This window comes from Maricaulis maris MCS10, from assembly GCF_000014745.1.
GTDB lineage: Bacteria > Pseudomonadota > Alphaproteobacteria > Caulobacterales > Maricaulaceae > Maricaulis > Maricaulis maris_A.
This window is the reverse complement of record NC_008347.1, coordinates 692,408-705,668: the sequence shown is the minus strand read 5'-3', so window position 1 is coordinate 705,668 and position 13,261 is coordinate 692,408. Positions and strand designations below refer to the sequence as shown.

Here is a 13,261-nt window from a genome sequence, read left to right as displayed (position 1 = left end):
AAGCAGGCTGCTCGCCCGGGGTCAATCGCCGTGTCGATCAAGCCGACATCTGGATGACATTGGAGCCGCCGTCACGCGGTGTCGTTTCCAGCATGTCATCGCGAACCGGGCGCGGCTCGCCGAACAAATGGCCCTGCCCGTAGGCGACATCCATCTCCAGCACCTCAACCACGGTCGCTTCATCCTCGATCTTGTCGACAATGAGCTCGATACCATGACGCCCGAACAGACCAGCCAGATCCTCGGTCGCAATTGCGCCGGCCTCGTAGCCGGCGATGGACTCGTAATTGTCGATGGCGTCGAGCAGGCGACGGCCGCCGATCTTGGCGAAGCGGACACCCGCGCGCTCCATTTCGGTCAGATCCAGCTCGACATGGGCGATCTGGTCGATCGAGAAGCGGAAGCCGAAATCGGCCATCCGCGCCATGTTACGGGCGGCAATGGCGTCGCGTTCCTCGAAGGCCTTCTGGGAAATCTCGAATATGAGTGAGCCGGACAGGTCCTTGTTCTGGCGGATGAAGTCGAGGAATTCCGGGAAGAAGGTCTCGTCCGACAGGGAGTTCAGCGAGACATTGCAGAAAATCGCGACCTTGCGGTCCTGACCTGTCAGGCGGCGCACGATCTGCACGCAGCGGAACAGCAGGAGATTGTCGACCTCGGCCATCAGGCCGGCCTCTTCGGCGGCGGACATAAAGGCGCCCGGCGCCAGAATCCGACCGGTCGCATCGCGCAGGCGGGTATAGCTTTCATAGAAGGCCGTCCGGCGCTGCGGCAGGGTCACCACCGGCTGCAGGTAGAGATCGACCCGGTTGGCGGCCAAGGCCTCGCGGACAGTCTCTATATCCGTTCGCGCCGTGCTGACGGTGGCAGTCTCGGTCCGCGTTTGTGTCCCGGCCGGTCCGACGCGCCGAACCAGGTCTTCCAGAACTTTGACTTCATGGACCAGCGCGTTGTCGCGCTCGACAGATTCGGTCCGCAATTCGTCGGCGATCTCGTCAATGCGGGCTTGGGCGGCCTCGAACTCTTCGGCCAGGGCCAGATTGGCGGCCTTGAGCTCATGGATCTCTGTTTCCAGGACACGCCGCTCCTGGCCACGCGCGGCAGCAGAATGCGCCATGCCGGCCACAATGAAGACGATCGCCCCCATCATCCAGGCATTCAGCGTCGGCATCAGCCCGAAAAACTCGAAACCGATCGCGGCCACGCCGGCGATGGTGATGTAGGTCAGGAGGATCAAGATGTCGGATGCGCGGGGCATGTCGGGCCTTCGAATCAGCGGGTCGTCAGGTGTGCTTGCAGGTTAAGCTGCGTCGTCACGAGTTGTCGTTTGGTTAACGAAGGTAAACCACACCGGCCTCAAACAGGCCTAACCATCTGAAATAAAACACCATGCATAAATTAAAGCGGCCCGCCAATCCGGCGGGCCGCTGTCAATTCTGTGGAGAATCAGTGAAATCAGGACGAAGCGTGCGGCCGGATCAGGATTTCCACACGACGGTTTTGCTGGCGACCGGCTGCCGTCTCATTGGATGCGATCGGAGACCGCTCGCCCATGCCGGCAATGTAGAAACGGTCGCGCAGAACGCCCTGGGCGATCAGGTAATTGCCGACCGACAGGGCCCGGCGCTCGGAAAGCTGCTGGTTGTAGTCGGCAGCGCCAACGGAGTCGGCATGACCAACCACGTCCACATAGGTGGCCGGGTAGCGGTTCAGCACCGTCGAGACATCGCTGAGGATGCCATAGAACTGGCCCTGGATGTCTGCGGAATTGGTGGCGAAGGTGACATCGCCCGGCATGATCAGGCGCAGGTCATTGCCTTCACGGCGGACACCGACGCCGGTGTCGGACAGGGCTTCGCGCATGGCCGTTTCCTGGCGGTCCATGTAATTGCCGATGGCACCACCGGCGAGCGCACCGATACCGGCACCGATCAGGGCGTTGGTGCGGCCCTCTTCGCTGTCATTGGTGTTGGTGAGATAGCCCAATGCGGCGCCGGCTGCGGCGCCCAGCAGGACTCCCCGGCCCGTATTGTTGGCCCGGGTTTCGCCGGTATAGGGGTCGGTGGTCGTGCAGGCGGCCATGGTCAGGGCTGCGACTGTGAGAACGGTGGTGCGAAGCATGGTTGGACGGAGTTGCATGGTGTTTCCCTCTCGGTAACGCTACTCGATGTCTATCATATCGATTTATATGACAGGCATGGCAATGGCCGGATTTATCTTTCGCAAGATGAACGCAGGCTGACAGGCATTTGGTTGCGCTGCAAATGCATCCCCGACCTCTTGACGTTCCGCCCTCCGCCTCCTATCTCCGCCGCTGTTAGCAGTCGGATGGGGTGAGTGCTAACCTACCCTGTCCGGATGCCAGAAACCTTCAGTCCTCTGTTTGGAGATAGACCAAGATGACTTTTCGTCCTCTGCACGATCGCGTGCTGGTGAAGCGCGTCGAAGAAGAGTCCACGACCAAGGGTGGGATCATCATCCCGGATACGGCCAAGGAAAAGCCGCAAGAAGGCGAAGTTGTCGCCATCGGCGGCGGCGCCATCAAGGAAGACGGTTCGGTGCGTCCGCTCGACGTCAAGGCCGGCGATCGCATCCTGTTCGGCAAATGGTCCGGCACCGAAGTCACCGTTGACGGTGTCGAGCTGCTGATCATGAAAGAGTCCGACATTCTCGGCGTGATGGCGTAAGCCGCACACCCGATCCGAACACCCCTCTCAAGCTAGAAGAACGGAAATAGTCCAATGGCTGCCAAAGACGTACTTTTCGGCTCCGACGCGCGTGAACGCATGCTGCGCGGCGTCGATATCCTCGCCAATGCTGTCAAGGTCACGCTCGGTCCCAAGGGCCGCAACGTGGTCATCGAGAAATCCTTCGGCGCACCGCGCACCACCAAGGACGGCGTCTCCGTCGCCAAGGAAATCGAACTGGCTGACAAGTTCGAGAACATGGGCGCGCAAATGCTGCGCGAAGTCGCTTCCAAGACCAATGACGTCGCCGGTGACGGCACCACGACCGCCACGGTCCTGGCCCAGTCCATCGTCCGCGAAGGCATGAAGTCGGTTGCTGCCGGCATGAACCCGATGGACCTCAAGCGCGGTATCGACAAGGCCGTCGCCATCGTCATGGACGACATCAAGGCCAGCTCCACCCCGGTCAAGGACTCCAGTGAAGTTGCCCAGGTCGGCACCATCTCTGCCAATGGCGCGAGCGATATCGGCGAAATGATCGCCAAGGCCATGGACAAGGTCGGCAAAGAGGGTGTCATCACCGTCGAGGAAGCCAAGTCCCTGGAAACCGAACTCGATGTCGTCGAAGGCATGCAGTTCGACCGTGGCTACCTGTCGCCTTACTTCATCACCGACGCTGACAAGATGCAGGTCGAGATGGAAGAGCCCTACATCCTGCTCTTCGAAAAGAAACTGACCTCGCTGCAGCCGATGCTGCCGATCCTGGAAGCTGTGGTTCAGTCCTCGCGTCCGCTGCTGATCATCGCGGAAGACGTTGAAGGCGAAGCCCTGGCCACCCTCGTGGTCAACAAGCTGCGTGGCGGCCTGAAGATCGCTGCCGTCAAGGCACCGGGCTTCGGCGATCGTCGCAAGGCGATGCTGGAAGATCTCGCCATCCTGACCGGCGGCCAGGTCATCTCCGAAGACCTCGGCATCAAGCTGGAAACCGTCACGCTCGACATGCTCGGCTCGGCCAAGCGCGTCAACATCACCAAGGACGACACCACGATCGTCGACGGTGTCGGTGACAAGGCCCAGATCGAAGCTCGCGTCACGCAGATCCGTCGCCAGTCCGAGGAAACCACCTCCGATTACGACCGTGAGAAGCTGCAGGAACGTCTGGCCAAGCTGGCCGGCGGTGTGGCCGTGATCAAGGTTGGCGGTGCCACCGAGATCGAAGTGAAAGAAAAGAAAGACCGCGTCGACGACGCCCTCAATGCCACCCGCGCTGCGGTTGAAGAAGGCATTGTTCCGGGCGGCGGCGTTGCCCTCCTGAAGGCCTCCGCCAAGCTGGCCGGCCTGGAAGGCGACAATGCTGACCAGACCCAGGGTATCGCCATCGTGGCCCGCGCCCTGCAGTCCCCGATCCGTCAGATCGCCACCAATTCCGGTGTCGAAGGTTCGATCGTGGTCGGCAAGGTCATGGAAAACCCCTCCGCGACCTTCGGCTTCAACGCCCAGACCGAAGAATATGGCGACATGCTCGCCTTCGGTGTGATCGACCCGGCCAAGGTTGTCCGCACAGCCCTGCAGGACGCGGCCTCCGTCGCCTCCCTGCTGATCACCACGGAAGCTGCCGTGGCTGACGCCCCGAAGGAAGAAGGCGCCGGTGGCGGCATGCCTGACATGGGCGGCATGGGCGGAATGGGTGGCATGGGCGGCATGATGTAATCATGCCGGTCACCTGACCGACTGAAAGGAAAGGGCCGTCCCGATGGGGCGGCCCTTTTCTTTTGGCCATGCCCGCATGAGTCCGCCCATCATGCGCCTGAGCCCGGCTGAGACACCATGAAGAAGGCCGCCCCGGAAACGGGGCGGCCTTCTTCATTCGGGCGAGACCTCTCGAAAAGTGATCTGTCGCCGTCTGCTACTCCACGGCACGAGCCGCCTGCGACGCAGCAACGAACTCTCCCAATACCGATACCGCATAGGCCGGTCCGATACCCGAATTGCTCATCGCAGCCACGGTGAAGGTGGTGTCGTCATCCTGCGCCGAGAGAAAGACCGTCGTACTGCCCATGGAACCGCCGGTATGACCATAGCTGATCATGCCGTCAAAGATCGCCGTGGTTCGAGCGACATCCTCTTCAGAGTAAATCTGGGCCGTTCTCTGCAGCTGGCGCGGAATCATGTCGATTGCCCAGCCCAGTCCGTAATTGGTGGCCGCGCCATCAGCCGTATGCATCGTTTCGCGCATGGCTTCATAAGCCTCGGGAGACACCAAGGTGCCATCCTCCATCGCCAGACCAAAGCGCAGCAAATCGGTCGGCGTCGAGACAAAGCCACCGCTCGCCCATTTGATCGAATTATTCACAGGCGGAGCAACGACCATCGCCTGACCTTCCTGGTCGTAGAGATAATAGGTCACCTGCCCGCCAGGTGTGTCCGCGCGCCCCTCGGCGAATGTGCTGTCCATTCCGGCCGGATCAAACACATCAGTCTGCATCAGTTCGAGATAGTCCCGGCCAGTCGCGCCCTCGACCACAGCACTCAACAAATTCCAGCCGTAGCTGGAATAGGAGTATTGGGTGCCTGGCTCGAATTCGAGTGGATCATCCTGAAAGATCACCAGCCCGTCAGAGACGGTCTCATAGGCGACATTGCTGGCAAACTCATCGCCCCAATAATGGCGTATCCCCGCTGTGTGGCCGGCCAGCTGACGTGTCGAAAATTCATGCTCCTTTGGCGGAAAGGCCGGAAAATACGTCCGGATGTCCGCGTCCAGATCCAGCTCACCCCGCGCCTCGGCCTGGACCAGAAGCGGCGAGGTCAAGGTCTTGGCGACACTGCCCGCCCGGAACAGCGTATCAATCGTCACAGGCGTTTGTGCTTCGATATCGGCAAATCCAAACCCGGCCTGCCAGACTATCTGCCCACAGGCACTGACCGCCACGCTGGTTCCATGATGCTCGCCTCCGGCCAGTGTCTCCACGAGCGAGAAATATCCGTCCACCCATGCTTCGGAGCGCGCAATCGCATCGCTCAGAGCCACTTCGTCCAGTCGGCAGGCATTGAGCTCCGGCTCAACAGCACACGCCGAACTCAACAGACAGACGCTCAGGACCGATCCGGCAAGAATCTTGGTTGGTAACAGCATCATTTCCCCGCTTGTTACAAAGGTTGAACCTGCCCCGCCCCACCCGACTTGTCGACAATGGCGTTGACCCTGTCCTTTCCCACTGACGGCGGACGACATGCCCGGGACAATCCCCCGATCCAATCCTTCATCATCTGTCGTCGAAGCCCCTCAAAGCCGGGACATGGCCTATGGCCGGTGTCCCGGCGGCGAAAAGGACGGGTACTTTTGCTGCCTATCCCATCGAAAATGAGCGCACTTGCAGGGCCGTCCCGATGGGGCGTTTCCCTTTCCCCTGGGAGAGGGTCAGGGTGAGGGGTAAATCCCGGTACCAATAAACCAATCCCCCTCTTCCGCCGCTTTGGGGCACCTTCTCCCGGCGGAGAAGGAAGGCATGCAGGGGGACATATTCCATTTGCCTTGCGACACGTCCCCCTCTCCGAGGTATGCTTGCGCCAACAGCTATTCGAGGGGAATGACATGAAACGCCTGACCATGAGCACCAGCCTGGCCCTGGCCGGCCTTCTGGCCGCCTGCCAGCCGGCCGGGACCGGCACCGAAACCGCCGAGACGCCGCCGGCCGCAGCTGAAGCCGCTGCCCGCCATGACGCCGCCACCTTCCACCAGACCACCAGTTTCTCGCTGGCCTCATCGGCGGGTTTTGCCTGGTCGGCGGATGACAGCCGCATCCTGATCTCCTCGGACGAGACCGGCGTGTTCAATGCCTACGCCGTTGATCCCTCGACCGGTGATCGCGAGGCGCTGACCTCCTCCGAAACAGACGCCACATTCGCCCTGTCCTGGTTTCCGACTGACGACCGCGCAGTCGTCACCGCCGATAGCGGCGGCAATGAGATCAGCCATATCTTCGTGCGCGAGCTCGATGGCCGGCTCAATGACATTACGCCGGGCGAGGAAGTCCGGGCGCAATTCCTCGGCTGGTCTCCCGATGGCAATGATATGTGGCTGATGACCAATGAGCGCGACCAGAGCGCCATGGACATCTATGCCTATGACACGCTGAGCTATGAGAGCGGCTTTGTGTTCCAGAATGATGACGCGCTGCAGATCGGCGATGTCAGCCCGGATGGTCGCTGGGTGGCCCTCGTGCGCAACCGCACCTCGGCCGACAGTGACATCCTGCTGCTCGACCTGGCCTCGGGTGAGACAGAACCGAGCGTGATCACCGCCCATGAGGGCAATATCGCCCATGGCGTCTACACGTTCACGCCGGACAGCACGCAGCTCGTCTATGCGACGGACCAGCATGGCGAGTTCAACCAGGCCTGGACTTATGACCTGGCCGACGGCACCACCGCGCCGCTGATCGAGGCCGATTGGGACGTCCAGTTCGTGATCTATTCCGACAGCGGACGCTACCAGGTCTCCGGTATCAATGCAGATGCCCGCACCGAGGTCTCCATTCTAGACACCATGAGCGGCGAAACCCTGGCCCTGCCCGACCTCCCGGCCGGCGATATCAGCTCGGTCCGCTTTTCGCGCGATGAAGGCCGAATCGCCTTCCTGATCAATTCCGCCACCTCACCGTCCAATATCCATGTGGTCGATCTGGCCAGCCAGGCCCATGCCCAGCTGACCAATGCGCTCAACCCGGCGATTTCGGAAGCGGAGATGGTCGATGCGCAAGTGGTCCGCTTCGAGAGCTTTGACGGGCTGGAAATCCCGGGCATTCTCTATCGCCCGCATGGCGCCAGCGCCGACAATCCGGTGCCGGCCCTGGTCTGGGTCCATGGTGGCCCGGGCGGGCAGAGCCGGATCGGCTATTCGGCCACCATCCAGCACCTCGTCAATCACGGCTATGCCGTCTACGCCGCCAATAATCGCGGCTCGTCGGGCTATGGAAAGACCTTCTTCCATATGGATGATCGCCGGCATGGCGAGGAAGACCTGCGCGACATTGTCGCCGCCGGCGACTGGCTGCGGACACAGGACTGGGTCAATGCCGAGGAAGTTGGCGTGATCGGTGGCTCCTATGGCGGCTACATGACGGCGGCGGCCCTCACCTTCCATCCGGAAGCCTTCGAGGTCGGCGTGAATATCTTCGGTGTCACCAATTGGGAACGGACCCTCGCCTCGATCCCGCCCTGGTGGGAGAGCTTCCGTGAAGCCCTCTATGACGAGATGGGCGATCCGGCCACCGATGCGGAGCGTCACCACGCCATCTCCCCGCTCTTCCACGCCGAGAACGTGATCCGCCCGATGCTGGTCATCCAGGGCGCCAATGATCCGCGCGTGCTGCAAGTGGAGAGCGACGAGCTGGTCGAAGCCGTCCGCGCCAATGGCGTTCCGGTCGAATACGTCCTTTTCCCGGATGAAGGTCACGGCTTCCGTCGCCGCGAAAACCGGATCACGGCGTCAGAAGCCTATGTGAGCTTCCTGGACACCTATCTGCGTGAACAGGACGAAACGCCGGCCGAATAGGCCAGCGAAGGCAAGGCCGGGACATCCAGTCCCGGCCGATGCCTGAAACGGTAAAGCCGGTTCGGGTATCGGGATGGCTGTCGAGAATTTGTGGGTCGTGAAGACGACCAATGTCTCGTACCGGCGGATGGCCGGGTCGCCGAGCAAAAATCCTGCTGGAAGCCCTGACAGGTAGCGCCGACTAGAGCCCCACCCGCGCCTTCAGCACGGCCAGGCGGGCGACCGACTGGTTGATCCGGTGTTCGGTCAGCCGACCCTCGCTGATGGCCGCCTCTACCCAGCCGACAATGCGTTGCGGGAGTTCGGCATCGGGGGCGGCGGAGTTGGACAGCATGATCATGTCATTGCCGGCCTCGATGGCGCTGATCACCGCCTCGTGCTGGCTGTAATTATTGCGGATCGCGCCCATGTCGAGATCATCCGTCATCATCACGCCGGTGAAGCCGAGCTGATCGCGCAAGAGGCCTTCCAATACCGGTGCCGAGAAGGTCACCGGCGCGCCGGTCGGGTCGAGCTGCCGATTGGTCAGGTGCCCGCCCATCATGACATGCGCCTGACCCCGCTCGATCAACTGGCGGAAAGGCGCCAGCTCGGCCTCGCTCCAGCTGTCGGAAATATCGACAAAACCGTCATGACTGTCACCGCGCGACCGGCCATGTCCGGGGAAGTGCTTGATCGCGCAGGCGATGCCAAAGGCCTCGAAAGCGTCGATGAAGGCACCGGCATAGGCGGCGATGGTCTCGCCATCCGCGCCATAGGCCCGCCCGTGCCGACCGATCACCGCATTGTCGGGATCGTGGAGGTCGGCAACCGGCGCCAGATTCATGTTGAAGCCGGCGGCGTGAAACTCGGCGGCGCCGAGCCGATAGAGATCGCCTGCGGATTCGGGTGAGCGGGCTTCGGCGACCTGCATGGCCCGCGGAATATGGGTGTAGCCCAGATCACGCGACAGGCGCTGGACCAGACCGCCTTCCTGATCGATAGCCATCCAGGATGACGGGCTTGTAGCGCGAAAACGGGCCGCGGATCCCTCAGCACCCTCACGTGAGCGCACATTATGGCGCAGGAAGAGCACGCCGCCGATCCGCTTGGCCGCCAGATGGGCGTCGATGATGTCGGCACCTTCCGTCTCCGAATGCGAGCCGATAAAGCCCATCAGCAACATGTCGCCGACGCGCTCGGCCAGGGGCCGTTCCATGGCTTCGCGGACCAGGGCACCGGCAGCCGGCCCAAACGCCGCCGTCAGTGTGGCCGCGATACCCGATTTCAAGACGCGCCGTCGATCCATGATACGCTTTCCGTCACTCGTTTTCCCCGCACCGAACATGCGGACCCGGCGAGAGGCTGGCAAGCCTGTGCCGCTGCGCGCAAGCAACGAGCGCGTTTCGTGACAAATAATTTAGCGCGGATCATGGGCACCGTAAGGCTGCGGCGTTCAATTTGTCGCTACATCGAAGAGGGATAGATGCGATGAAACGATTTTTGATGGCAGGTGCCGCACTGGCCGTGACGGGGGCCACGGCTTTCGCTCTGGACGACGACAGTGTCGGCCAGACCCGCATTCATGTGTCCGGCGGCCATGAAGCCATGGTCGTCAGCGAGGACGGCCAGGTGGTCGAAGTCCGCGGCGCCAATGGCGACCGGACCATACATGTCGACCGCGATGGCGAACGCTCGGTGATCAATGTCGACGGCCAGCGCATCGAGATCAGCGACGGTGTGGTGATGGTCGATGGTGAAGTGGTCGAGACCGCACCGCACAGCGTGGTCATCATTGACGGCGATGAAGTCCGGGTGATCGAGGGCCACCACGCCCGCATGGGCCGCGAATTCGAGGTCCACCTCGCCGAAAGGGCCGAACATCTCGCCCAGATGGAAAATCATATTGCCCGCATGGTGATCGACATCGATGGCGCCGGCATCGAAGCCACCGTCATGGAATCGCTGGAGCAGGCACTCGCCGGGCTCGATGACCATCATGTCATCCATTCCGACGACTGGAATGAATTGAGCGAAGAGGAACGCGCCGAGGTCCGTGAGGAACTTGAATCCGCCCGCGAAGAGATGCGTGAAGCCATGGCAGAGGTTCGCCGCGAAATGCGCGGCGCCCATGCCGAACTCGAGGGCGAACGTCGACGTGCGCGGATCGAGATCCAGCGTGCGGCGCGGGACATGGCACGGGCCGAACGCGATGTCGCCCGCGCCCGGGTCGAGGTCCTGCGTGGCCGTGACGATGTCCGGCATGCCGACATTGAACGCCTCCACCAGGTGCTGGGCGAGAATGGCGCCGCCGAACTTCGCATCGAGGAAACCGATGGACGCCAGCGCGTCTGGGTCGATGGCGAGGAACAGACCGGCGACGACCTGGTCGACTGGCTCAATCGTCTCGAGGTAGACCGCCTGGCCGGTGGCAATATGGGTGACCGCCATGAGGGTCGCGACATGCACCGACATGCCCGCATCGAGCGCATCCAGCGCGGCGACAGCCGTCGGGTGATCGAAATGGATGATGGCGAACGCGTCGTCATCATCGAACGTCACACGACCGACGAGAACGACGACTAGCGCCTGGTCATTCCGAACAGCAACAGGCGGGCAGAAAAACAACAGGCGGACCGGCACCAGCGGGTCCGCCTTTTTCGTGCGCCGCCTTCAGTCTGCGAAAAAGAGTCTGGCTGCGAAAAAAAGGGGGCTGGCGAAAGCCAGCCCCGAGATAACGGTTGGTCGATAAAGGGCGCCTCCTCCCCGAGACGCCAAAAGACAGAGCGGTCAGGCCCAGTCCAGTCACGACGTTGACGTGACCACCTGGTTACGTCAACCCCCTTAATCTTTACGCTTGGGGATAAGGTGCGCTTCCGCTTCGCCTTTTCGTCATGGCTTGTTGCGTTGCGCGACGGCGGAAACTGCCGCGACCCAGCCATCGCGGGACACGGTCTCTTGCGCCGGCTGCTCTTCACGCCACTGCTTGTTGTCGCTGATATCAGCCGCCAGGCGGGCGCCCAGCTTGAGGTCCTTGATCGTGACCAGGCCCTCCTCGCGCTCATTGGATCCGACGATCACCGCGGCAACGGCACCGCGCCGGTCAGCATATTTGATCTGCTTGCCCATATTGCCGGACCCGACAAACGCCTCGGCCCTGAAACCGGCGGCACGCAGCTCACGCGCCATGGCGAGATAGTCGGCGGAACGGTCCTTCTCGCTCGCCACCACCAGCACCAGCGGCTTCTCCTCGACAGCGCCGGTCAGTCCCAGCGCCGACAGAGCCGCCGCAAACCGGCTCACGCCGAACGAGAAGCCGGTTGCCGGCACGGCCTGGCCTGTAAAGCGGGAGACGAGGTCGTCATAACGACCACCGCCACCGACCGAGCCGAACTGGATCGGCGAGCCGTCGTCATAGCTGGCCTGGGCCAGCAATTCCGCTTCGAACACCGGACCGGTGTAATAACCAAGACCGCGAACGACGGACGGGTCGAACAGGGCGCGGTCCACATCAACGCCGATCGCGGTCAGGACTGCATCAATCTCGGCCAGGGCGGCCAGACCGGCCTTGCCGGTATCGGATGTCCCGATCAGAGGCTCGAGGCGGGCGATCACATCGCTGCGGCTGCCACCACCGGCATCCAGAAAACCGAGCACGGTGTCGATGCCCGCCGCGTCCAGCTTGGCGCCTTCGGTATAATCACCGGACTCGTCCTTGCGGCCCTCACCCAGCAATTGGGCAACGCCGTCGCGTCCCAGGCGGTCGAGCTTGTCGGCGGCCCGCAACACGCGCATGCGGCGCTCCGGATCGGCCGCTCCGATGCTTTCCAGCACACCGTCCAGAATTCGCCGGTCATTGACCCGGACCACATAGTCGCCATCGGCCAGACCGACCGCGCGCATGACATCGGCGGCCAGCGCGATCATCTCGGCGTCGGCAGAGGGGCTGCCGGCACCGACTGTATCGGCATCGCACTGGACGAACTGCCGGAAACGGCCCGGTCCCGGCTTCTCATTGCGCCAGACATCACCGGCCTGATAGCGGCGATAGGGCTTGTTGAGGTCCTGGAAATTCTCGGCCACATAGCGGGCCAGCGGCGCCGTGTGATCATAGCGCAGCGACAACCATTGCCCGTCATCATCCTCAAGCGCGAACACGCCTTCATTGGGACGTTCTTCATCGGGCAGGAATTTGCCAAGGGCGTCAGCATATTCAAAGGCAGAAGTCTGAAGAGGCTCGAAACCCCAATCGTCATAGACGCGGCTGGCCGTTTCAACGAGATGGCGCTCGACCCGGAGAACTGACCCGCTGCGGTCTTCAAAACCGCGCGGACGGCGGGCCTTGGGTCGGAAAGGTTTCTTGGCCTTCATCACAGTCTCCGGTTTGGGGATCGCTGCGCCCCTGCGCGACGATCCTGATCAGGCGGTGTTTTCCACCAGCGGGCAGGCCCTGTGAACCCGCGCACGCATACTGACAGGGGAGATGCCGGTCGATTCACCGGAAATCAAGGCGTTACTGCTAGAAGCATCACCAATACCTTTGGGAGTCACCGATGAAATCCGTCCTGTTTGCCGTCCTGGCCGCTTCAGCCCTTGCCACCTCTGCCGCCCAGGCGGGTCCGGGCAGCGAGTTCGCGGCCTTTGCCGAGGCTATTGGCGAGACGGCACGGGCCCGGGCCCGTGAAGCCGCCCAGCGCCCGGCCGCGCCGGCACGGCCGCTGGACATCGAGGACCCGCTTTCCTTCGAGCTGGAACAGTTTTCTCTGGAAGCCATGCTGATGAGTCGCCGCATCGACGAAGCCGGCGGCCCGCTGGATCTGCGTTGCATCTTCCGCGGCATGTCCGCCGATGCCAGCGCCCGTCTCGACGCGCTCAATGCCGCCGAGACCGCCGCCGAGCAGGCGCATATTTACACCGATCTCGCAGACCTGATGGCGGATGCCAGCGAAATTGCCCCGGCAGTCGACAGCGATACCGACCTGAGTGATGTCACGCTGCCCGCCAGTTGCCCGGCCGTTTCGGGCGGCTGAGCCGGGCT

The 13,261-nt window shown here is 62.4% G+C and carries 10 protein-coding genes; 5 read left to right on the top strand and 5 right to left on the bottom strand.

All coding sequences use genetic code 11. From position 1 onward, the window contains the following. Nucleotides 1–37: 37 nt before the first annotated feature. Both MMAR10_RS03155 and MMAR10_RS03150 read right to left on the bottom strand, forming a co-directional pair. Entirely contained in the window at nucleotides 38–1,258 is a 1,221-nt protein-coding gene (locus MMAR10_RS03155) for an EAL domain-containing protein (RefSeq protein ID WP_011642547.1), read from the bottom strand. Nucleotides 1,259–1,455: 197 nt separating this feature from the next. Next, on the bottom strand, nucleotides 1,456–2,139 hold the full coding sequence (locus MMAR10_RS03150) for an OmpA family protein (RefSeq protein WP_011642546.1): 684 nt from the start codon (nucleotides 2,137–2,139) through the stop codon (nucleotides 1,456–1,458). 260 nt (nucleotides 2,140–2,399) lie between these two features. Between MMAR10_RS03150 and MMAR10_RS03145 the strand changes: the two genes are divergently transcribed. Next, a complete protein-coding gene (locus MMAR10_RS03145; RefSeq protein WP_011642545.1) occupies nucleotides 2,400–2,687 on the top strand; it encodes a co-chaperone GroES in 288 nt (95 codons plus the stop codon). 54 nt (nucleotides 2,688–2,741) lie between these two features. Continuing rightward, nucleotides 2,742–4,397 carry a chaperonin GroEL gene (gene groL / locus MMAR10_RS03140; protein WP_011642544.1) on the top strand — a complete coding sequence of 552 codons (1,656 nt, stop codon included), beginning with the start codon at nucleotides 2,742–2,744 and terminating at the stop codon, nucleotides 4,395–4,397. 196 nt (nucleotides 4,398–4,593) lie between these two features. On the opposite strand, the gene MMAR10_RS03135 is transcribed toward groL, so the two are convergent. Next, nucleotides 4,594–5,826, bottom strand: a complete 1,233-nt coding sequence (locus tag MMAR10_RS03135; RefSeq protein ID WP_190273950.1) for a serine hydrolase domain-containing protein — start codon at nucleotides 5,824–5,826, stop codon at nucleotides 4,594–4,596. Nucleotides 5,827–6,282: 456 nt separating this feature from the next. On the opposite strand from MMAR10_RS03135, the gene MMAR10_RS03130 reads away from it, so the two are divergent. Then, on the top strand, nucleotides 6,283–8,244 hold the full coding sequence (locus MMAR10_RS03130; protein ID WP_011642542.1) for an alpha/beta hydrolase family protein: 1,962 nt from the start codon (nucleotides 6,283–6,285) through the stop codon (nucleotides 8,242–8,244). 181 nt (nucleotides 8,245–8,425) lie between these two features. Here the strand turns inward: MMAR10_RS03130 and MMAR10_RS03125 are convergent, their stop codons facing one another. After that, nucleotides 8,426–9,532: a glycoside hydrolase family 3 N-terminal domain-containing protein gene (locus MMAR10_RS03125; protein WP_190273949.1), complete on the bottom strand. Its 1,107-nt coding sequence runs from the start codon at nucleotides 9,530–9,532 to the stop codon at nucleotides 8,426–8,428. Nucleotides 9,533–9,714: 182 nt separating this feature from the next. Here MMAR10_RS03125 and MMAR10_RS03120 point away from each other — a divergent pair, with 182 nt between their 5' ends. Continuing rightward, nucleotides 9,715–10,809, top strand: a complete 1,095-nt coding sequence (locus tag MMAR10_RS03120; RefSeq protein WP_011642540.1) for a hypothetical protein — start codon at nucleotides 9,715–9,717, stop codon at nucleotides 10,807–10,809. A 306-nt stretch (nucleotides 10,810–11,115) separates the two neighbouring features. On the opposite strand, the gene hisS is transcribed toward MMAR10_RS03120, so the two are convergent. Next, nucleotides 11,116–12,594 (bottom strand): histidine--tRNA ligase, encoded by a 1,479-nt coding sequence (hisS, locus tag MMAR10_RS03115; RefSeq protein WP_011642539.1) that lies wholly within the window; start codon nucleotides 12,592–12,594, stop codon nucleotides 11,116–11,118. Nucleotides 12,595–12,776: 182 nt separating this feature from the next. Between hisS and MMAR10_RS03110 the strand changes: the two genes are divergently transcribed. Further along, on the top strand, nucleotides 12,777–13,253 hold the full coding sequence (locus MMAR10_RS03110) for a hypothetical protein (RefSeq protein ID WP_011642538.1): 477 nt from the start codon (nucleotides 12,777–12,779) through the stop codon (nucleotides 13,251–13,253). The last annotated feature ends 8 nt before the right edge of the window (nucleotides 13,254–13,261 follow it).

What these genes read in the sequence shown, in the direction of transcription:
- MMAR10_RS03155 (WP_011642547.1), bottom strand. Translation starts at nt 1,258, where the DNA reads ATGCCCCGCGCATCCGACATCTTGATCCTCCTGACCTACATCACCATC.
- MMAR10_RS03135 (WP_190273950.1), bottom strand. Translation starts at nt 5,826, where the DNA reads ATGATGCTGTTACCAACCAAGATTCTTGCCGGATCGGTCCTGAGCGTC.
- MMAR10_RS03125 (WP_190273949.1), bottom strand. Translation starts at nt 9,532, where the DNA reads ATGGATCGACGGCGCGTCTTGAAATCGGGTATCGCGGCCACACTGACG.
- MMAR10_RS03130 (WP_011642542.1), top strand. Translation starts at nt 6,283, where the DNA reads ATGAAACGCCTGACCATGAGCACCAGCCTGGCCCTGGCCGGCCTTCTG.
- hisS (WP_011642539.1), bottom strand. Translation starts at nt 12,594, where the DNA reads ATGAAGGCCAAGAAACCTTTCCGACCCAAGGCCCGCCGTCCGCGCGGT.
- MMAR10_RS03145 (WP_011642545.1), top strand. Translation starts at nt 2,400, where the DNA reads ATGACTTTTCGTCCTCTGCACGATCGCGTGCTGGTGAAGCGCGTCGAA.
- MMAR10_RS03120 (WP_011642540.1), top strand. Translation starts at nt 9,715, where the DNA reads ATGAAACGATTTTTGATGGCAGGTGCCGCACTGGCCGTGACGGGGGCC.
- MMAR10_RS03150 (WP_011642546.1), bottom strand. Translation starts at nt 2,139, where the DNA reads ATGCAACTCCGTCCAACCATGCTTCGCACCACCGTTCTCACAGTCGCA.
- groL (WP_011642544.1), top strand. Translation starts at nt 2,742, where the DNA reads ATGGCTGCCAAAGACGTACTTTTCGGCTCCGACGCGCGTGAACGCATG.
- MMAR10_RS03110 (WP_011642538.1), top strand. Translation starts at nt 12,777, where the DNA reads ATGAAATCCGTCCTGTTTGCCGTCCTGGCCGCTTCAGCCCTTGCCACC.